Origin of the sequence: Mycolicibacterium sp. Y3, from assembly GCF_051188035.1 — a bacterium.
Classification (GTDB): domain Bacteria; phylum Actinomycetota; class Actinomycetes; order Mycobacteriales; family Mycobacteriaceae; genus Mycobacterium; species Mycobacterium fluoranthenivorans.
In genome coordinates, this window is sequence record NZ_JAVQLT010000001.1 from 22430 (window position 1) to 41593 (window position 19164).

Consider the following 19164-nt stretch of genomic DNA (forward strand, 5'->3'; position numbering starts at 1 on the left):
CGGTGGCGAGCCGTTGCTCGCACCGGTCTTCGCCCGGACACCCCTCATTGGTCAGCTTCCCACGGGAACTGACCCGACTCGATGCGCGCAATGTGGCGTGCCACTCCGATCAGCCTTTGCAGGTGCCCTGCATCAGCGCGTCTCGAACACCCAGGAGATACACAATGACCATTTCACCGGAAACTGTCGACGCCCCAATCGATGTCGGAGAGGGCGAGGAGGGGCTCGCCAAGGGCAGCATCACGCTGTCCGGCGTCCTCTTCGTGTCGATCGCGACGATGGCCCCGGGCGCCGGTCTGGCTTACGCGATCATGACCGGATCGCTGTTCTCGGGCGGCGCACTGCCGCTGGCTGTGGTCGGCGCGACCATCGGCTGCGTGCTGGTGGCGGTGGGCATCGCCCAAATGGCCAAGCACATCTCCACCGCCGGCGGTCTCGGCTCATTCGTCGGTCGCGCCTTTCACCCCGCCCTTGGCTTTGTCATCGCGTTCTGCGCTCCGATGTTCTACCTGGCCGCATTGCCCTATCTGGCGCTGGTCTTCGGCAACCTGATCGGCGCCGCCCTCTTCCCCCAGGGCGGCGCGGCCTACAAGGCTACGTGGATCGTCGCCGGACTGGGATGTCTACTGATCTCGGGTGCGTTCAACTACTTCGGCGCCGCGTTCAGCACCAAGGCCGGCGTGATTCTCGGCTCTTTGGAGATCTTGGTGCTTCTCGTCATGAGTATCCACATGATCATCGCCGCGGGCAGCAACAACTCCCTGTCGGTTTTCACCACCGAGCACTCGAACGTCGAAGGCTTCACCGGCATTTCGGGTGTGATCGCAGCTTCCGTCTACGCCTTCCTGGCGTTCATCGGCTTCGAGGCGGGTGCACCGTTGGCCGCCGAAACCAAGGACCCCAAGCGCAACATCCCCCGCGCCATCGTCTGGTCCGCGGTCATCGTCGGCCTCTTCTACATCGTCGGCAGCTATGCGGCGTCCACGTACTTCGGTGCCGACAAGCTGTTCGACTTCATGACCTTCAACGAAGGCGACGGCTGGATCGGGATGGCCAAGAACCTTTGGGGTGCAGGGTGGATCGTCCTGCTGCTGGCCTTGCTCAACAGCTCGGTTGCCTGCGCCAACGGCGCGTCGATGGGCGGAACCCGCCACATCTGGGCCATGGCCCATGCCGGCACCATCCCCAAGGTCTTCGCCAAGACTCATCCCAAGTGGAAGTCACCGGTGTCGGCCATCTATCTCATGTTCGGAATCGGAGCCGTCGCCGCGGTGGTCGGCGGTCTGCTCTGGGGGCCGATCCCCTCCCTGGGACTTTTCGGGACGATCATCGCGGTCATCGCGCTGCCGGTGCACATGCTGGCCGCCCTGTCCTGCCCGGTGTACTACCTGCGGTATCGCCGCAGTGAGTTCAAAGTCGTTGTCCACCTGATCATCCCGGTACTGGGTGTGCTCTTCCTCATCCCTGGCTTCTTTGTCGGCGCGGGTATCCCCGTCTTCAGCTTCATCGCACCGTTGAGTTGGCCGATCAGCCTGGCCGCGCCGATCTCGCTGGGGATCTACGTGCTGGCGTTCGTGATCATGGCGTATCTGGTGGTCAAGAAACCCGAAGCGCTCAGGGCTCTTTCCGACCACGGCCACACCGGAGAGGACGGCATCGTCGCGGAGGACTTGGTGCGTGCGCACCCACACACCCGTACCCCGTTGGTGAAATCGGACGTGGCGCTGGACGCCGGCTGAGCCCGGGCGGCGCGCAACGCCGGCTACTCGAGGAACGTCTCCAGGTATGCCAGCGCTGCGCGCCGCAACTCGGCAAGCGCCGCCTCGTCACCGTTGGCGTCGGCACGGAACGCGATGTCGAATCCCTTGTCGAGCACCCCGATGAATGTCTGCGCCATCAGGTAGAGGGGGATGTCCGGGGCATCCGCGCGCAACGCGCTGACACCGTTGCACAGGTACGCCGCGACCGCATCATCGTGGGCCCGGTTCACCTGGACCATCCGACCGGAGAACTCGGACGAGAACCACAGCACGCGAAATCCCGCTATTCCGGTGCCGGTGAGAAGAAAGTCGATGAGGGCGTCGATGCCTGCGGCCGCTGTCGTCCGCCAGTCCGCCCCGGACAAGCTGAACCCAGCTTCGTCCCATCGGGCATCGAGATCGACGAGTCCCTGGATCAAGACCTCCTCCAGAAGGGACTCTCGATCATCGAAGAAGTTGTACATCCACCCGACGGAGACTCCGGCGCGAGCTGCAACGGCGGTGGTGGTGATGGTGCTGGGGCCCGAGGCGACCAGTAGATCGTGGGTGGCCGCGAGCACGCGATCCATCTTCTCCTGGCTGCGGGCCTGGAGCGGCTTGCGGGAGGCGCCGGCGTCCTGCGCGATCGGCATCATCAGGTCACGCAGGCGTACCGATGCGCGCGGACGATTGGGAAGCGCCGAGTCGCGTCCGCTGCCCGCGGTATCCAGGTGACGGACAGCTCCGACCATGGTGCTCCCGACGCCCCCTTTGGCTTGCGATGCCGCCTCGCGTGCTTGCCGCGCCGAGAACAAATACTAGCCGAATCGCCTCCGCGCGCGCAGCGTGAGCGGCCAACCGTGCCGACCCGTCACGGGTGGGCACGGTTGGCCGTCGGGATCGCGATCACACCGGGATGGTGCCCGGTGTCTCGGCACCGACCGCGTGTCATCTGGTTTCTGCTGTGGGGCAGAAGGTTTACCTGCAATCAGGACCTGACGGCCGTGGCGGTGATCTCGATGCGCTGCTCGGGGTGCGCCAATTCGGTGACGCCGACGAGGGTCTGGGTCGGCGCCTCATCACCGAAGGCTTCGGCGATGACTGGGGCGACTTCGAAGAATTCGGTGGAGCTGGTGGCGTAGATCGTGATCGCCACGAGGTTGCCGTAGGTCAGCCCCTCGGCCTCGAGCAACTTCTTGAGGATGTCGAGGATGAAGGTGGTCTGCTCTCTCATCGAGCCGATGCCCACCACGACGAATTCGGGATCGCCGCCGGTGAACGGTGCGATACCGGACATGTAGAGCGTGTCGTGCGCCCAGACGTTCTGCGTGAAGCCCAGCTTCTTGAAGACAGTCTGGTCGAGGTAACCGACCTCTGGACTGCTGTAGGAGATGGTCATCAGACGGACTCCGTGACGGGTTCGGGGGTCTCAGCGTTCACCATGTCGCTGTAGAACGAGTTCTGGTAGTCCTGGTCGACATGGCCGCTGGTTTGGGTGAGCCCTTCGAAGTCGTATTGTCGCCCACCGAGTTCGGGCCGAACCGCGGAGAGCGGATCGAGGAAGTCGCTGACGTAGCCGACCGCGAGACCGCCCATTTGGTAGCCCATGACCTTGAGGAGATCGTCGTCGAGAGTTTTGGCGATTTCCAAAGGGGTGGAGAGGTATTGGTTTTCCTCCTGGCGAACCCAGCCCACGGCGTAGGTGATGTTGATGCCCTGGCGGACCATATCGGAGGTGTTGGGCGCCGCCGAGTGGTAGACCTTGCCGGTGTAGAAGAACACCGACCCCTTGGGCATGACCGCACGAACCTCGTCGGCCTCGGTGTAGTCCGAACCCTGCTTGTCGAACACCTTGTGCGAACCGGGAACCACACGGGTGGCACCGTTTTCCACCGTGAAGTCCGTCATCGCCCAGATCGTGTTGCACTGCACGTCATAGTCCTCGGGGAACGGGAAGAAGTCCCACGCGAGCTCATCACGATGCAGCGGCTGAGCGGTCTCACCCGGATACACACTGATGATCTGGGTCAAATGCAACTGGAAAGCCGTCGCCTTCTTCAGCATCTCTGCAGCCACCGAGAGCACCAGCGGATGCATCACCAATTCCCGCGATGTCTCCGACCGCGCAATCAGCGCACCCGTACGACGGGTCAACCGCCCCACGAAGTCGTCCCGACCGTTCGGGGTGTCATCGATGTAGTCGTCGAGTTCCTCGGCGATCTGATCCATCAACTCCGGCGGAACCAGATTGTCGACAATGACGAACCCATCCGCACGCAACGCCGCCGCGATCTGCTCCATCGTCGCGGTATTCGGCAAGTGATACTTCTCGGTCATCTCACGCCCTCCCTTGTCGCGGCGCACCTTCGCCGTCCAAGAAAAGTGAATAAGATTCAGGTTTCGGGAAGATGTACCGACGTTTCAGTCTTCGAAATCCTGGGTTGCCACCGCCGCAGCGCCCCGACAATGAGGTCGCTTCATGCCCGGTGGCGCTACCGCGCGATGGCGGGCTCGGCGGTATCGGTGACCGAGCTGTCCAGCGGCGGCGGGTTGTGCCGGTACTCCCAGCTGCGCAGCGCGTTCCGGCACGGCGACTCGACCAGCGCATAACTGACCGCCGCGATCGCGAACCCGAACACCAGGGTGAGCGCCAGCACCACCGGCATGTGCCCGTTGAAGGGGAACTGCCCGATGACGGGGAACACCATGGCCAGCGCGGCCAGGTGCCAGACGAACAGGCCATAGGACCAGCGGCCCAGGGTGACCATCACCGGACTGCCCAGCAGCCGGTGGGAGGTGTCGGGCCGGTCCAGCACCAGCGGCGCCAGCAGCGCCCCAGCCACCACCGCGCCCATCGTCACCTTCACCACGAACTGGCCCACCGAGCCCGGCGTCAGCCCTTCGGGGCCGGCCAGGGGCGAGGCGGCCACCACGAAGGCCAGCACCGCCAGTGCCGCCATCAGCAGCCGGTTGCGGGCCAGCCGGTGCGGTAGCCCGACAGGGCTGACGGTCAGTTCGGCGAGCAGCATGCCCGCGGCGAACCAGGAGAAGAAGGCCGGCGGCCAGTTCAGCGGATTGACCCCGGCGGGCGGGTGCAGTGGCAGCAGCCCCCAGGCCAGGCTGGCAAGCGCCATGACGGCGATCGTCGGGATCCGGGCCCGCACCGGCAGCCGACGGGCCAGCAGCGCCAGCAACGGCAGCGCCAGGTAGAAGCTGACCTCCACCGAGAGGCTCCACATCTGGGTCAGCCCGGCGGTCAGCGTCAACGGCACATAGATCTGGGTGAGGGTCAGGTTGGCCAGCCACACCGTGAAGTCCGCCTGTGCGTCGGGTAACAACGTGAGCACCACGATGACCGCCACCAGGTAACCCGGCATGATGCGCACCAGCCGGGAGCGCAGATAATGCCCGGTCGGGGGCCGTCGGCGCAGCCCGCGCGCGGCCGCGGCGTGACCCCGCCACAGCAGGAAACCCGACAGCGCGAAGAACACCGCGACCGCGAGATCGAACCGGCCGAGCAGGCGCCCGCCGACACCGCCGGTGTGCCCGGTCTGGAACGCGACGTGGGTGAGCACCACCCCGATCGCCGCAGACGCCCGCATCCCCTCGACGGCGGGCAGGAAACTCCGCGTCCCGCCGGTCTGGGAAGTGCTCACGCAGACCAGTGTGCCGGGGCCGGCGGGCAGGAGCGAAGCGACCCGGGAAGTCGGGCCGGCGGGCAGGAGCGAAGCGACCCGGGAACTAGTCGGATGCCGTTGGCATAAACATCGCCCTTACGGTGTGCTGTTAGGGTCAGCTTTCGACCGAAGGGAGCACGGGTTGAACCGCGCAGTGGCCCTGCGAATCGCAGCGTGCGGACTGATGGGGCTCGGTGCTGCCCTGCTCATCGCCGCCTTGCTGTTGTCCACGTACACCAAGGGCAAGATCGCCAAGATCCCGCTGGATCTTGAAGCCGACCTGATCAGCGAAGGCACCGGCACCGCGCTGGACCCCGCCTCGCTGTCTCAGCCGGACCATTTCGTCGTCAACAAGAACGTCCCGGTGGCGCTCCAGCAGCAGGAGAGCGTGGAGGCGCCGGCCAACGCCGATGTCGTCACCCTGCAGGTCGGCACGTCGTTGCGCCGTACCGACAAACAGCAGGACAACGGCCTGCTGTTGGCCATGGTCGACACCGTGACGCTGAACCGCAAGACCGCGGAGGCGGTGTCCAGTGACACCAACCCCGGCGGCGCCGTGCAGAAACCGCGGACCATCGAAGAGGACAACCCGCCGACCAACATCGCGCTGCCGCACGAGGGTCTGGCCTACCGGTTCCCGTTCGATACCGAGAAGAAGACCTACCCGTTCTTCGATCCGATCGCGCAGAAGCCCTACGACGCGAACTACGACGGTGAAGAGGACATCAACGGGCTGACCACCTACCGGTTCACCCAGAACGTCGGCTACGACGCCGACGGCAAACTGGCCGAGCCGATCAAGTACGCGTCGCTGTACGACAACGACATCGACAGCACCGTGACCGCCCGCGCCGCGCAGTGGGGCGTGGAAGCCGCCGATCCGTACGACCCCGTCACCATGACTCGCTACTACGCCGCCCAGCGGACGTTCTGGGTGGACCCGGTGAGCGGCACCATCGTCAAGGCCAAGCAGCACGGCTTTCACTACTACGCCCGCGACGCCCTCAAGCCCGAGGTGACGTTCGCCGACTTCACGGTCACCTCCACCGAGGAGACCGTCGAGTCGCAGGTGTCCGCCGCGCGCGACGAGGCCGACCACCTGGCCCTGTGGAGCCGCATCCTGCCCATCACGTTCGCCGGCCTGGGCCTGGTGACACTGGTCGGTGGTGTGCTGCTGGGTTCGTTCGGGCTGCGCGCCGAATCCGCCCTGATCGATCCGGGGCTCGACGGTTCGGATCGCGGGTTCTTCAGCCGCCGAGACGACGAGTCCGGTCCGATGCCGGCGGCCGAGGCGCAGACCGAGAAGATCCCGACCCGGCGTCCGACCGATCTCCCACCGGACCGACCGGTCTGAGCTCGACCCCCTCCCCGGGTCGCTGCGCTCCTGCCCGCCTGAGCTCAGCGATAGCGCCGGCGTACGCGCTGGCGCTGGCGCTTGTGGTGACCGGCCCCCTGCTGGGGCCGGGGTATCTGTTGCTGCGCGACGCGGTGTCCACGCCGCGGTCCTACCTGTCCGACGCAGCCCTGGGCCTCACCGAGGCCGCGCCCCGAGCGCTGCCACAGGACTTCTTCATGGCCGTGACGTCGACGGTCGTGGACGGCGGGGTGGTGGCCAAGGTCCTGCTCGTGGCCGGGCTGTGGCTGGCCGGCTGGGGTTCCGCGCGGCTGGTGTCGGCGGTGCTGCCGGGTACCGGGTTGGCGGGTCAATGCGTGGCGGTGACGCTGGCGATCTGGAATCCCTATGTCGCCGAGCGGTTGTTGCAGGGCCATTGGAGCCTGCTGGTCGGCTACGGCTGCCTGCCCTGGGTGGCTGCGGCCATGTTCGGTATCAGGGCGACCGGACGGGGCTGGCCTGCCCTGGTGTTCTGGATTGCGCTGGCGGGATTGACCCCGACGGGACTCATCCTGGCGGCGATCGTGGCGCTGGTGTGTGTGCGCAGCCGGCGCGCCGCGGCGGTGGTGGTGACCGCGGCGGCCGCGGCCGCGCTGCCGTGGCTGACCGCGTCGGTGCTGGCGGGGTCGCTGTCCGGGGTGGCGAGCACCGGTGTGCACGCCTTCGCGGCCCGCGCCGAGCCCGGGCTGGGCACGGCGGGCAGCCTGGCCGGCCTCGGCGGGATCTGGAACGCGCAGGCCGTACCCGGTTCGCGGACAAGTCTTTTCGCGGTGGTCGCGACGGTCGTGATGGTGGCCGTGGTGGTGGTGGGCCTGCCCGCGGCGGTGCGGGTGCGCGCGGCACGGCCGTTACTGGTGCTGGCGGTCGCCGCGGTGGTGCTGCCGGCGCTGCTGGCGACCGGACCCGGTCTGGCACTGTTGGAGACGGTGGTGCGCACGGTGCCGGGTCTGGGCCTGCTGCGCGACGGGCAGAAGTGGGTGGCGCTCGCGCTGCCCGGATATGTGCTGGCGGCGGCCGGTGTGGCCCGGTACGGCCGCGCGGCGGCCGTCGTCAGCGGCGCCGCGCTGATCGCCGTACTGTCCGACCTGGCGTGGGGTGTCGGCGGGCAGATGCGCGCGGTGCAGTACCCGCCCGCGTGGGCGACGGTGGCGGCGATGATCAACGCCGATCCCCGCCCGGTGGCGGTACTGCCCGCCGACAGCATGCGGCAGTTCGCCTGGGCCGGGACCGCGCCGGTGCTGGATCCGTTGCCCCGCTGGGTATCTGCCGATGTGCTGTCCAGCGGCGACCTGGTGATCGGCGGACAGACGGTGTCCGGGGAGGGCACCCGCGGCCGGCACGTCACGGCGCTGTTGCTCGACGGCGCCCCTCGCGAGCGATTGGCTGACGCCGGGGTGGGCTGGGTGGTGGCCGAACCCGGCTCTCCCCCGGTGAATCTGCCGGTCGCCTACCGGGACGGCGATCTCACGCTGTACCGGGTGGGCGGTACGGCCCCGGGAGCGTCGGGGCGTGCGGTCGCGATCGCCGCGCATCTGGTGTGGTTGGGCGTGCTGGTGGGTGCGGGGCTGCTGGCACTGGGCCGGGCCTACCCAGCCATGACCAGGCGGGCACACAGCGGGGAATCAGGTTAGGGTTCTCAGGCGATATACCGGCTGATGGTCCGCTTGTCACACCACAGGAGAGCTCGACATGAACGTCATGACCCACCGGTCCCCCTTGCTGCGCCGCACTGCGGGCGGCCTCGTCCTGGTCGCGCTGGCGGTGGGTTCGGTCGCCTGCTCCAACAGCGAGAAGGAAGCGCCCAGCACCAGCACCACCACGACCACCACCACGACGACGCCGGCACCGACGACGAGCGCGGCACCGGTGGAGCCCACCGAGAAGAGCATCAGCCCGACCGGCGGCAACCTGTTCACCCCGACGGTGAAGGCACCCGGCCCGCAGACCGCGGCCCCCGGCAACCTGCCCGGGAACTCGCCGAAGTAGGACCGGCTACACCACGCCGCTGACGTACCTGCCGGCGTGTACCGCCTCCAGCACCACCCGCATCGCATCGGCACTCTGCTGCCAGGAGAACTCGGTGCTGCGCGCCTGCGCCTTGGCGCCGAGTTCGATGCGCAGCACCGGATCGGTCAACAGCCGCGCCAGGCTGTCGGCGAGCTCACCCGGGCCGTCGACCAGCAGGCCGGTGACTCCGTCGACGATCGAATCGGTCAGCCCGCCGGAGGACCGGTAGCCGATGGTCGGGACACCGTGCTGGGCGGCCTCGATCACGGCCAGCCCCCAGCCTTCCTTGCGGGAGGGCATCAGGTGTACCCAACTTTGTTGGATCACTTGGTGTTTGATGTCGTCACCGACGTGCCCATGAAAGGTCACCGCGTCGGCGATCCCGATCCTGGCAGCGTGCGCGACCAGCCGGTCCTCCCACCAGCCGCCGCCGACGATATCCAGGTGCAGATCCGGCAGCTGCGGCCGTAATGCCGCGACGGCATCCAGCGCGTCCTCGATCTGCTTGTGCGGCACCAGCCTCGACAACACGGCCACCCGCGGCGTCGCCGAGCGCGGCTGCTCCAGGGTGCATCCCGGCGCCGCGTCAAGTCCGTTGCGCACCACCGCAATCCGGTTCTTGCCCACCCCGAGTTCGACGAGTTCCCGGGCCGAGGGCAGCGAGACGGTGACGTACTGGTTGCGCCGGTGCAGGCGCGGCGACAACGTCGATTCCACGAACCAGCCAAACCTGCCGGTGCGGCGTCCGGCCACCGGCCACTGTTCGCGATGGCAGTGATGTACCAGCACCAGGGAGCGCCGACCGTAGGCGAGCCGGGCCAGGAACGGGATACCGTTCTGGGTGTCGATGACGACATCGGGCCGAGACCGGCGTAGCGGGCCCAGCCCCAGCCGGGCCAGCACCATGACCAAACCGGCCCAGATGTAGACGGAGTACGCGCCGCCGCCCCGGCTGACGGTCACCCCGTCGAGCACTTCACGGCGCGGCGCGCCCGGATAACGCGCGGTGCGCAACGTGACGTGGACCCCGTCGGCCGCCAACCGGGTGCCGATGCGCTGCAGGTACGCCTCACTGCCGCCGCCCTGCGGGTGTCCGGTGTCACGCCAGCACAACAGCAGTACTGAGCGGACTGGGCGGCGTTCGGACATCGTGTCGAGAGTACCGGTGAGTAGTTTGAGCGGGTGCGTCCCTTGGATTCGTTCGCCCGGCGGGCGACACTGCGCCGGTCGGCTCGATTGCTGGGGGCATTCCGCTTCGAGCAGAGCGACCCGGCCCGGTTCTACGGCGCGCTGGCCGCCGACACGGCCGCCATGGTGGCCGACCTGTGGGCCGGTGCCACCTCGTCACCGGTGGCGGGCCGGACGGTGCTCGACGTCGGCGGTGGCCCCGGCTACTTCTCCGCGGCGTTCGAGGCGGCCGGAATGAGCTATATCGGGGTGGAGCCGGATCCGACGGAAATGCACGCCGGACCTGCGAGTGAGCCCGGCAGTGGTCTGTTCGTCCGGGCCTCGGGGCTGGCCCTGCCGTTCGCCGATGGCAGCGTCGACATCTGCCTGTCGTCGAATGTGGCCGAGCACGTCCGGCACCCGTGGCGGCTGGGTAACGAGATGCTGCGGGTGACCCGGCCCGGCGGGCTGGTGGTGCTGTCCTACACGGTGTGGCTGGGGCCGTTCGGTGGTCACGAGATGGGGTTGACGCACTATCTGGGTGGGGCTCGCGCGGCGCGGCGGTACACCCGCAGACATGGGCACCGGCCGAAGAACGACTACGGTTCGTCGTTGTTCGCGGTGTCCGCGGCGGACGGATTGCGGTGGGCCCGCTCGACCGGCGCGCTGGTCGCCGCATACCCCCGCTACCACCCACGATGGGCGTGGTGGATGACCTCGGTCCCGGGGTTCCGGGAATTCGCCGTGAGCAATCTGGTGCTGGTGTTGCGGCCCACCTGAGGCCGCCGATGGAACAGGTTCTCGTTTTGCGCAGAACTGGGTAATGTGACGGCCATGACACAGACGGCGTTCAAGACGACATGGGACAAGCTGTTCATCGGTGGTCGGTGGGTTGAACCGTCGACCTCGGAGGTCATCGAGGTTTTCTCCCCCGCGACCGAACAGAAGGTCGGCCAGGTTCCGCTGGCCGCGAAGGCGGATGTGGACGCTGCGTGCGCCGCAGCTCGCAAGGCTTTCGACGAAGGCCCGTGGCCGCGGATGTCCCCGAAGGAGCGCGAGGCGGTGCTCGCCAAGGCCGTCGAGCTGATCGAGGCCCGCGCCGAGGAGTTCAAGCACCTGCTCAAGCTGGAGACCGGCCAGCCGCAGACCATCGTCGACATGATGCAGTACGGCGCGGCGATCTCGACCCTGCAGTTCTACGCCTCGGCTGCCGACAAGTTCGCCTGGCAGGACATCCGCGACGGGCTCTACGGGCAGACCCTGGTGCTCAAGGAGCCCATCGGTGTCGTCGGCGCCGTGGTGGCCTGGAATGTGCCGTTCTTCCTGGCCGCCAACAAGCTGGGCCCGGCGCTGCTGGCCGGCTGCACCATCGTGCTCAAGCCGGCCGCCGAAACACCGCTGACCACCAACCTGATGGCCGACGTGTTCGCCGAGGCCGGCCTGCCCGAAGGTGTGCTCTCGGTGGTGCCCGGCGGTGTCGAGACCGGTCGCGCGCTGACCGACAACCCGGCGCTGGACAAGTTCACCTTCACCGGCTCCAGCGCGGTCGGCAAGGAGATCGGCAAGATCGCGGCCGAGAAGCTCAAGCCGTGCACGCTGGAGCTGGGCGGCAAGTCCGCCGCGATCATCCTGGAAGACGCCGACCTGGATTCGACGCTGCCGATGCTGATCTTCTCGGGCCTGATGAACTCGGGGCAGGCCTGCGTGGGCCAGACCCGCATCCTGGCCCCGCGGTCGCGCTATGACGAGGTGGTCGAGAAGGTCGCCGCCGCGGCGGCCGGGATGCAGGTCGGCACCCCCGATGACCCGGCCGCCATGATCGGCCCGCTGATCAGCGAGAAGCAGCGTGAGCGCGTCGAGGGCTACATCAAGAAGGGCGTCGAGGAGGGTGCGCGCATCGTCACCGGCGGCGGCCGCCCCGAGGGCCTGGACAGCGGCTGGTTCGTGCAGCCGACGGTATTCGCCGATGTGGACAACTCGATGACCATCGCGCAGGAGGAGATCTTCGGACCCGTCCTCGTGGTGATCCCGTTCGACGACGAGGCCGACGCGGTACGCATCGCCAACGACTCGGTGTACGGCCTGGCCGGTTCGGTGTACACCACCGACTACGCCAAGGCCGTGGAGATCGCCAAGCAGATTCGCACCGGCACCTACGGGATCAACATGTACGCCTTCGATGCGGGCGCACCGTTCGGTGGGTACAAGAACTCCGGTATCGGCCGCGAATGTGGGCCGGAGGGCATCTCGGGCTACTGCGAGTCCAAGAGCGTGCTGCTGCCGTTCGGGTACACGCCCGAGTAAAACTCGATAGACCGCGAAAAGGCCTGCGCCGGAGTGACTCCGAGCGTGGGCCTTTTCTGTTGGGCCGCCGGCTAGCGGGGCGGCTCCGTCAGTTTGGGCAGCGGGGTGTCCGGTGCCGGCTTCCCGGTGAACAGTTTCGCCGTGGCCGGAACCGGGCCCACCACATAGGAGCGCACGACCGGGTTGTGCGCATCGCCGGTCCAGCAGTCGGCCATGATCCGGTTGGCCTGCGCCGAGCTCGCCGAGAAGGTGAGATCGATGTCGACGGTCACGTGGTCGGTGCCCGCACCGGTGACGCGCGCGGCGATATCGCACGGCGGCGGGCCCGCCATCCCGGGCGGGATGACCGAGGTGACGGCGGGCGCGTGGAAGTACACCGTGGCCACGGTGGTGCCGTCCGGGCCAGGGGCCGTCAGGTAGCCGATCAGGTCGAGCTGACCACGGTTGGCCGGCGGCTGCGGCAGGAACGCGGGTACCCCGGGCAGGACAGCCGGCGATGACGCCGTGGTGGTCGTGGCGGACGCGGGTGTTGTTGGTGTCGCGGTGTTCTCATGCGCGCAGGCCGTGACGAGGGCTGCGGCCGCCAGCACCCCCGCCGCGGCCTTGGGGATCACCATGGGGTGACTGTAACCAACCCTGCGGTCGATCTCGCTGGAGCACTGCCGGCGGCGTGCCCCTAGAACGCCCCTTCGGGCAGCTCCATCGGCGCCAGCCCCATCGCCTCGATGACCGCCCGGTCCGACGCCAGCCGCGGCAGCACGTGCGCGGCGAAGAAGTCCGCCGCGCCGATCTTGCCGAGGTAGAAATCGCGGTCCCGGTCGGTGGCGCCGGCCAGCGCGGTATGGGCGATCTCGGCGTGCTCCAACAACAACCAGCCGATGAACAGGTCGCCGACGGCGAGCAGGAAGGGCACCGAGGACAGCCCGACCCGGTAGAGCTCCCGCGAATTCTCCTGCGAGCCCATCAGATATCCCGTCATGGCGGTGACCATCGCCGTCACATCCGCCAGCGCCGTCCGCAACAGCGCGCGCCCGTCGGCCAGTTCCGGACTGGCGTTGTCGCGGTCGAGGAACGCCTGGATGCGCGCGACCACATGGGACAGCGCCCCACCCTGATCGCGGGCGATCTTGCGGAAGAAGAAGTCCTGCGCCTGGATGGCGGTGGTGCCTTCGTAGAGCGAGTCGATCTTGGCATCGCGGATGTACTGCTCGACCGGGTAGTCCTGCAGGAAGCCCGAGCCGCCGAAGGTCTGCAACGATTCGGTCAGGCATTGGTAGGCGCGCTCGGATCCCACCCCCTTGACGATCGGCAGCAGCAGGTCGTTGACCCGCTCGGCCATCGCTTCATCGGCTCCCGACACGATGGCGGCCGCCGCCGGATCCTGGTGCGCGGCGGTGAACAGGTAGAGCGCCCGCAACCCTTCGGCGTAGGACTTCTGCACGAGCAGGGCTCGTCGCACGTCCGGGTGGTGCAGGATGGTCACCCGCGGCGCCGTCTTGTTCGACATCTCGGTCATGTCGGCGCCCTGGATCCGGGTCTTGGCGTACTCCAGCGCGTTCAGATATCCGGTGGACAGGGTCGATATCGCCTTGGTGCCGACCATCATTCGCGCGTACTCGATGATCTTGAACATCTGCGCGATACCGCTGTGGGCATCGCCCACCAGCCAGCCGACCGCCGGTACCCCGTGCTGGCCGAAGGTCAGCTCGCAGGTCGCCGATGCCTTGAGGCCCATCTTGTGTTCCAACCCGGTGACGAAGACCCCGTTGCGCTCCCCTGGCGCTCCGTCGTCGTCCGGGATGAACTTGGGCACCACGAACAGGGACAACCCCTTGGTCCCCGGCCCGGCACCTTCCGGCCGGGCCAGCACCATATGCAGGATGTTCTCGAACAGGTCGTCGGTGTCACCGTTGGTGATGAACCGCTTGACCCCGTCGAGGTGCCAGGTGCCGTCGGGCTGCTGGGTGGCCTTGGTGCGGCCCGCACCGACATCGGAGCCGGCGTCGGGCTCGGTCAGCACCATGGTCGCGCCCCAGTTCCGCTCGACCGACTGGACGGCCCACTGCCGCTGCTTCTCGTTACCGATTTCGTAGAGGATGCTCGCCAGCACCGGTCCGGCGAGGTACATGAAGGCCGCGGGCTGCGCGCCGAGCGCGAATTCGTTGATGGCCCACGCCAGCATCGCCGGTGCAGGTACCCCGCCGACACTCTCCTCCAAGCCGATCCGGAACCATTCGCCGGACTTCCACGCCCGCAGCGATTTCTTGAACGGCTCGGGAATGCTGACCACATGGGACTCGGGGTCGAAGGTCGGCGGATGACGGTCGGTCTCTGCGAAGGCCTCTGCCAGGGGGCCCTCCGCGAGACGGCCGGCCTCGTCGAGCATCTGCCGGACCGATTCGCCGTCGAGATCCCCGAACTGGCCTGTGGCCAAGATCTTTTCGAGTGCGTAGACCTCGAACAGGTTGAACTCGAGGTCCCTGACATTGCTGCGGTAGTGCCCCATGAGGCGAGCCTATCGGCCGACGCGGTCAACGCCCTGGGAATCGCCCAGGGTCGTCGTGCCGCACGGTCGGTTCTGGCGGGCTAAATATGTACTACACCATATTCCTCGAGTACGCCGGCGGTACCCGCGTGGGTGTTCATCGATTGTTAACCCACCACCAGGCGTTTTGACGGGATCGCCGATGGTCGACGGCGCGTTCCTGGTTTATGCTCAAAGCCATAGAAAGGGGGCACACGATGTTGCTCATCGAGCTCAACGTCGCCGGCCACCGGTGCACACACCGGGTGGACCAGCCCCGCCGTACCTTCGATCGGGTCCGGGCCCGGCTCAACCCGCGCACCATGCAGTGGCGTCCGTCGCGGGCGGCCTGACCCGCAAGCGCGGGTCGACGCGGCGCGCGATGCTCGTCACCGCGGTCGACGTCCTGCGCGAACGCGGCGCGGCCGGGGTCACCATCGACGAGGTCCTGGCGCGCAGCGGCGCACCGCGCGGTTCGGTCTACTACCACTTCCCCCAGGGCCGCAGCCAGCTGCTCATCGAGGCACTGAACTATGCCGGGGATTCCCTCACCGAGGTCATCGATGCCGCCGCCGACCGCGGCGGCATGGCCCTGGTGCGACAGTTCGTCGCTTTCTGGGAACGCGCACTGGCGGGCAGTGCGTACACCGCGGGCTGCCCGGTCATGGCGGCAGCCATCAGCTCCACCGACGATGACTCGGTCCTGGCCACTGCGGCCGGCGAGATCTTCGCGCGGTGGCGCGACGCGCTGAGTCAGACCTTTCGCAGGGACGGTTTCGAGTCCGCCGATGCCGAATCACTGGCCGTCATGTGCATCGCCGCGCTGGAAGGCGCGGTGGTGCTGTGCCGGTCTGCCCGCACCCCAGAACCGCTGCACCAGGTCGGTCACCAACTCGAATTCCTGATCAAGTCAAGGGAATTCGTGCGAGTGTACGGAATTCCAGGTCGCTAGTAGCCGAGCAGGTCGGCAAGTTTCACCAGGACGTCGACAGTCTGGGCGACAGTGCTCAACTTCGAGTCCAGCGTCTGCAGCGCACCGACGACCGCCGCGGTTGCGGAGCCGAGGTTCACCGACGTGTTGGTGGTCACATAGGTCAAGGTGTTCTGGACCACCGTCTGCGCCGCCGTCACCGCCGCCTTGACGTACTTCAGGTACGGCGCAACCTTTTTCAGCGTCGACAACGGGTCAGTGGCCGTCGTGGCCGTCGTGGCAGTGGTGGTGGTGGTGGCCGTGGTCACGCTGGCAGCGGCTGTCGCGGTCTTGGCCACCGCTGTCGTGGCACTGGCTGCCGCGACCTTCGAGGTCGTGGTGGAGGCCACCTTCGCGGTGCTGGCGACGCCGGAGTGACCACCGCCGAGCTTGCGCGACGCGCCGAGGAGCAGCAGCTCCGCGGGTGCCGGTGGCGGTGTGGCCGGATCGGCCGGGGCGGCTTTCCTGCTCACCTTCGCCGGCTTGATCGCCGCGGCCACCTCGGTCCCGGTCGACGACGGCACCGTCACCGCGTCCACCTTCGGCACGCCGCTCGAGGTGTCCGAGACATCCTGCGCCGGAGACGATCCTGCGCTCGTCTCCGATGCCGATCCGCTGTCCTTGACTGACGAGCTGCCGGCCACGGTCGTGGTGCGCTTGCGGGGCTTCCGCGTGGTCGACGAGGCGCTGTCATCCTTGGACGCCGCGCTGTCGTTCTTGACCGCACCGCTACCGTTGCGCCGTTTCCCGCCGGGGGTCTTGGTACCGTCCGCCGGTTTGGCGGCCGACGGTCCGGACGCGGCGGATGTCGAGGATGCGCCCTGGGACGACTCGGTGGAATCCGCGGCAGCCGTGCCGCATCCCAGAGTCACCGCCGCACCGATACCCAGCGCCACGGCCAGACCGCCCACGCGCCCGACGTACCCGGCAGCCTTCATGCTCGTCTCCTTCGCCCTGTGCGCCGGCGCCGATGCGTCGACATTGGCAGCAGCGTAAATTACTTCCCGTCGTCGTGCGGAGTTAGCTGAAAAACTCGGGCAAACTTCTTTCCGGAGACACCAGCGTCGGCAGGCCCGCCGAGATGCGGCTGAAAGCCATTTCCCGCCAAGGTGTTTCGCCTGCAATGCGGTTCGATAGTTCGCTGATCGCGAGCCTCCCGACGCGCCACACCTCACGGATGCTCGTGTGCCGGGCACACTCCAACGCCGCGATTCGTTGAACCAGCAAATAGTCGTTCAGGCACCGGAAACACGCTGAAAACACCGGCGATCGGTACGCCAGCAACGCCGGTACGGTGACCTGAGGCCGGCGATACCGAGAGCGCCGGCCGCGCATCCGATTTCGGCAAATTCCGGTGTAGCTTCTGATTGCCTTCTCGGCCAAGGGTTTTCAGGAGCGCGATGATATTGCAAACAGCACCGGCGGAGCACCGGCGTTCCCCAGCACCCCGAACGGGCCGCAGGCATAGCGCCGTGAGCCGGCGGCGCAATATGCGCCCCGCCGGGGACGCACGACGGTCACCGCGCGCGACGTCGGGTTCAGCAAAACGCACCGCCGGCGCGAGCGGGACCGTGCACCGCTGCGGTCCGGCGGGGACCGCGGCGCGCGCGCAGCCACCGCGGCGCGCCTCTGGAGTTGCCACAAGTCGCGGCGGGTGTGCGGTCAGTCCGCCGGAGCGGCAACCCAACGTGCACAGATGAACTCGCCATTGACCGCCGACTCGGTCAGCGTCCACTCCGAGCGCACCGGCAGTACCGGGGCGCCCTTGCCGAGGGTGCACGGCGCATAACTCACGATCATCTCGTCCACCAGCCCGGCCGCGACGAACTGCGCGGCGACCACCCCGCCACCGACCACCCAGACGTGGCGGTCTCCCGCCGCGGCCGACAGCTGCGGATGCAACTCGGTGACATCACCGTGGAACACCCGGACCGGGTGTCCGTCGGCGACGATGCCCGGGCGGCTCGTCAGCACCCAGGACGGCTGTTCGTACATCCAGTCGCCTTCCTGGTTGCGCACCAGCCACTCGTAGGTCTGCGCCCCCATCACCAGCGCCCCCACCGAGGCGGCGAACGCCTCGTAGCCGAACGGCCCGGCAGCATCGATGTCCCGGGTAAGCAGCCAGTCCAGGCTGTCGTGGTCGTCGACGATGAATCCATCCAGGCTGGACGCGGTGTAGTAGATGGTGGCCATGACCGCGAGTATGGGTCCCGGCACCGACATCTAGACTGCCTCACCAGTGAGCGAATTCGAAGCGCTGTGCGCCAACGACGGTGACCTGGCCGAGCTGCGGGCTTCGGTCCGGCGGTTCATCACCTCCGACCGGGCCGCGCACGGCTGGGAACCCCAGATCGACTCGTGGCTGACCAGTTGGGACGCCGGTTTCAGCGAGCGGCTGGCCGACGCCGGCTATGTCGGGCTGACCATCCCGTCCGAGTACGGCGGCCACGGGCAGGGCTTCCTGCACCGCTACGTGGTGACCGAGGAACTGCTCGGCCAGGGCGCTCCAGTGGCCGCGCACTGGTTCGCCGACCGGCAGGTGGCGCCGTCGCTGCTGTCCTACGGGTCCGAGGAACAGCGCCGCCGGCTGTTGCCGCAGATCGCGGCGGGCCGGCTGTATTCGGCGATCGGCATGAGCGAGCACGGCGCCGGATCGGATCTGGCGGCGACCGCCACCCGGGCCACCCGCACCGACGGCGGCTGGGTGCTCAACGGGACGAAGGTGTGGACCAGCGGCGGACATCGCGCACATTTCGCGATCGTGCTGGCCCGCACCAGTCCGCTGGATCCCGAGCACCGGCACGCCGGTTTCAGTCAGTTCATCGTCGCGCTGGATTCCCCCGGCGTCACGATCAGCCCGATCGTCACGCTGGACGGGCACCACCACTTCAACGAGGTGACCTTCGCGGAGGTGAGGGTCGGCAACAACGACGTGCTGGGCCAGGTGGGCGACGGCTGGCATCAGGTCACCGCCGAGCTGGGCTTCGAGCGCAGTGGCCCCGAACGGATCCTGTCGACCGCGATCCTGATCTTCGGCGTGATCCGCGCGCTGGGTCCCGATGTCGACGACCGCACCGCGACGGCCGTGGGTGACCTGTTGGGCCGCGCGATGTCGCTCCGCCAGCTGTCGGTGGCGGTGGCGCGCGATCTTGCCGCCGGACGCGATGCGGCCACCCGGGCCGCGCTGGTGAAGGATCTGGGCACCCGCTTCGAGCAGGAGTCGGTGGAGCTGTGTGCCGATCTGCTGGAGTCGGTGGACGATCCCGGCGGGCTGCGTGCCGTGCTGGACACGGCGCGGCTGCATTCGCCGATGTTCACGCTGCGCGGCGGGACCAACGAGGTGCTGCGCGGTGTGATCGCCCGCGGTCTGGGGGTGCGCTGAC

18 protein-coding genes are annotated in these 19164 nt (G+C 67.9%); 9 read left to right on the forward strand and 9 right to left on the reverse strand.

All coding sequences use genetic code 11. From position 1 onward, the window contains the following. Positions 1-164 precede the first annotated feature (164 nt). Positions 165-1739, forward strand: a complete 1575-nt coding sequence (locus QN239_RS00095) for an APC family permease (RefSeq protein WP_499007520.1) — start codon at positions 165-167, stop codon at positions 1737-1739. Positions 1740-1762: 23 nt separating this feature from the next. Here the strand turns inward: QN239_RS00095 and QN239_RS00100 are convergent, their stop codons facing one another. From QN239_RS00100 to QN239_RS00115, 4 genes are all read right to left on the reverse strand, one after another. Beyond that, positions 1763-2491 carry a TetR/AcrR family transcriptional regulator gene (locus QN239_RS00100; protein WP_499007521.1) on the reverse strand — a complete coding sequence of 243 codons (729 nt, stop codon included), beginning with the start codon at positions 2489-2491 and terminating at the stop codon, positions 1763-1765. 236 nt (positions 2492-2727) lie between these two features. Then, positions 2728-3138 carry a RidA family protein gene (locus QN239_RS00105; RefSeq protein ID WP_499007523.1) on the reverse strand — a complete coding sequence of 137 codons (411 nt, stop codon included), beginning with the start codon at positions 3136-3138 and terminating at the stop codon, positions 2728-2730. After that, positions 3138-4076 carry a phytanoyl-CoA dioxygenase family protein gene (locus QN239_RS00110; RefSeq protein ID WP_499007524.1) on the reverse strand — a complete coding sequence of 313 codons (939 nt, stop codon included), beginning with the start codon at positions 4074-4076 and terminating at the stop codon, positions 3138-3140. The genes QN239_RS00105 and QN239_RS00110 overlap by 1 nt, the downstream gene beginning before the upstream one ends. Positions 4077-4231: 155 nt before the next feature. Continuing rightward, on the reverse strand, positions 4232-5341 hold the full coding sequence (locus QN239_RS00115; protein WP_499016455.1) for an acyltransferase family protein: 1110 nt from the start codon (positions 5339-5341) through the stop codon (positions 4232-4234). 217 nt (positions 5342-5558) lie between these two features. Here QN239_RS00115 and pgfA point away from each other — a divergent pair, with 217 nt between their 5' ends. Genes pgfA through QN239_RS00130 form a run of 3 tightly spaced genes read left to right on the forward strand, consistent with a single transcriptional unit; the run spans position 5559 to position 8795 of the window. Next, a complete protein-coding gene (gene pgfA / locus QN239_RS00120; protein ID WP_499007525.1) occupies positions 5559-6770 on the forward strand; it encodes a cell envelope lipid trafficking protein PgfA in 1212 nt (403 codons plus the stop codon). 50 nt (positions 6771-6820) lie between these two features. Then, positions 6821-8440 carry an MmpA family trehalose lipid delivery protein gene (locus tag QN239_RS00125; protein WP_499016457.1) on the forward strand — a complete coding sequence of 540 codons (1620 nt, stop codon included), beginning with the start codon at positions 6821-6823 and terminating at the stop codon, positions 8438-8440. Positions 8441-8498: 58 nt separating this feature from the next. After that, positions 8499-8795: a hypothetical protein gene (locus QN239_RS00130; RefSeq protein ID WP_187097787.1), complete on the forward strand. Its 297-nt coding sequence runs from the start codon at positions 8499-8501 to the stop codon at positions 8793-8795. A gap of 6 nt (positions 8796-8801) precedes the next feature. Here the strand turns inward: QN239_RS00130 and QN239_RS00135 are convergent, their stop codons facing one another. Continuing rightward, positions 8802-9965 carry a glycosyltransferase family 4 protein gene (locus tag QN239_RS00135; protein WP_499007527.1) on the reverse strand — a complete coding sequence of 388 codons (1164 nt, stop codon included), beginning with the start codon at positions 9963-9965 and terminating at the stop codon, positions 8802-8804. Between the two features lie 33 nt (positions 9966-9998). On the opposite strand from QN239_RS00135, the gene QN239_RS00140 reads away from it, so the two are divergent. Together QN239_RS00140 and QN239_RS00145 are read left to right on the forward strand one after the other, a co-directional pair. After that, positions 9999-10763 (forward strand): class I SAM-dependent methyltransferase, encoded by a 765-nt coding sequence (locus tag QN239_RS00140; RefSeq protein WP_499007529.1) that lies wholly within the window; start codon positions 9999-10001, stop codon positions 10761-10763. A 54-nt stretch (positions 10764-10817) separates the two neighbouring features. Next, entirely contained in the window at positions 10818-12287 is a 1470-nt protein-coding gene (locus tag QN239_RS00145) for an aldehyde dehydrogenase (protein WP_499007530.1), read from the forward strand. Between the two features lie 71 nt (positions 12288-12358). On the opposite strand, the gene QN239_RS00150 is transcribed toward QN239_RS00145, so the two are convergent. Then, positions 12359-12904, reverse strand: a complete 546-nt coding sequence (locus QN239_RS00150) for a hypothetical protein (RefSeq protein WP_499007532.1) — start codon at positions 12902-12904, stop codon at positions 12359-12361. Between the two features lie 59 nt (positions 12905-12963). Further along, positions 12964-14793 (reverse strand): acyl-CoA dehydrogenase, encoded by a 1830-nt coding sequence (locus tag QN239_RS00155; protein ID WP_499007533.1) that lies wholly within the window; start codon positions 14791-14793, stop codon positions 12964-12966. Between the two features lie 236 nt (positions 14794-15029). On the opposite strand from QN239_RS00155, the gene QN239_RS00160 reads away from it, so the two are divergent. Together QN239_RS00160 and QN239_RS00165 are read left to right on the forward strand one after the other, a co-directional pair. Further along, the gene (locus tag QN239_RS00160; RefSeq protein ID WP_267291393.1) at positions 15030-15164 is read left to right on the forward strand and encodes a hypothetical protein; all 135 of its coding nucleotides are present in this window, start codon (positions 15030-15032) and stop codon (positions 15162-15164) included. A 29-nt stretch (positions 15165-15193) separates the two neighbouring features. Beyond that, the gene (locus QN239_RS00165; RefSeq protein ID WP_499016458.1) at positions 15194-15763 is read left to right on the forward strand and encodes a TetR/AcrR family transcriptional regulator; all 570 of its coding nucleotides are present in this window, start codon (positions 15194-15196) and stop codon (positions 15761-15763) included. On the opposite strand, the gene QN239_RS00170 is transcribed toward QN239_RS00165, so the two are convergent. Further along, positions 15760-16719 (reverse strand): hypothetical protein, encoded by a 960-nt coding sequence (locus QN239_RS00170; RefSeq protein ID WP_499007535.1) that lies wholly within the window; start codon positions 16717-16719, stop codon positions 15760-15762. The two genes, QN239_RS00165 and QN239_RS00170, sit on opposite strands and share 4 nt — an antisense overlap. A 724-nt stretch (positions 16720-17443) precedes the next feature. Next, entirely contained in the window at positions 17444-17974 is a 531-nt protein-coding gene (locus tag QN239_RS00175) for a dihydrofolate reductase family protein (RefSeq protein WP_499007537.1), read from the reverse strand. Positions 17975-18020: 46 nt separating this feature from the next. Here QN239_RS00175 and QN239_RS00180 point away from each other — a divergent pair, with 46 nt between their 5' ends. Next, the gene (locus tag QN239_RS00180) at positions 18021-19163 is read left to right on the forward strand and encodes an acyl-CoA dehydrogenase family protein (protein ID WP_499007538.1); all 1143 of its coding nucleotides are present in this window, start codon (positions 18021-18023) and stop codon (positions 19161-19163) included. The last annotated feature ends 1 nt before the right edge of the window (position 19164 follow it).

Coding starts and splice junctions, on each gene's coding strand:
- QN239_RS00175 (WP_499007537.1), bottom strand. CDS start 17,974: ATGGCCACCATCTACTACACCGCGTCCAGCCTGGATGGATTCATCGTC.
- QN239_RS00150 (WP_499007532.1), bottom strand. CDS start 12,904: ATGGTGATCCCCAAGGCCGCGGCGGGGGTGCTGGCGGCCGCAGCCCTC.
- QN239_RS00095 (WP_499007520.1), top strand. CDS start 165: ATGACCATTTCACCGGAAACTGTCGACGCCCCAATCGATGTCGGAGAG.
- QN239_RS00105 (WP_499007523.1), bottom strand. CDS start 3,138: ATGACCATCTCCTACAGCAGTCCAGAGGTCGGTTACCTCGACCAGACT.
- QN239_RS00170 (WP_499007535.1), bottom strand. CDS start 16,719: ATGAAGGCTGCCGGGTACGTCGGGCGCGTGGGCGGTCTGGCCGTGGCG.
- QN239_RS00155 (WP_499007533.1), bottom strand. CDS start 14,793: ATGGGGCACTACCGCAGCAATGTCAGGGACCTCGAGTTCAACCTGTTC.
- QN239_RS00100 (WP_499007521.1), bottom strand. CDS start 2,491: ATGGTCGGAGCTGTCCGTCACCTGGATACCGCGGGCAGCGGACGCGAC.
- QN239_RS00115 (WP_499016455.1), bottom strand. CDS start 5,341: ATGCGGGCGTCTGCGGCGATCGGGGTGGTGCTCACCCACGTCGCGTTC.
- QN239_RS00130 (WP_187097787.1), top strand. CDS start 8,499: ATGAACGTCATGACCCACCGGTCCCCCTTGCTGCGCCGCACTGCGGGC.
- QN239_RS00145 (WP_499007530.1), top strand. CDS start 10,818: ATGACACAGACGGCGTTCAAGACGACATGGGACAAGCTGTTCATCGGT.
- QN239_RS00165 (WP_499016458.1), top strand. CDS start 15,194: ATGCTCGTCACCGCGGTCGACGTCCTGCGCGAACGCGGCGCGGCCGGG.
- QN239_RS00110 (WP_499007524.1), bottom strand. CDS start 4,076: ATGACCGAGAAGTATCACTTGCCGAATACCGCGACGATGGAGCAGATC.
- QN239_RS00135 (WP_499007527.1), bottom strand. CDS start 9,965: ATGTCCGAACGCCGCCCAGTCCGCTCAGTACTGCTGTTGTGCTGGCGT.
- QN239_RS00160 (WP_267291393.1), top strand. CDS start 15,030: ATGTTGCTCATCGAGCTCAACGTCGCCGGCCACCGGTGCACACACCGG.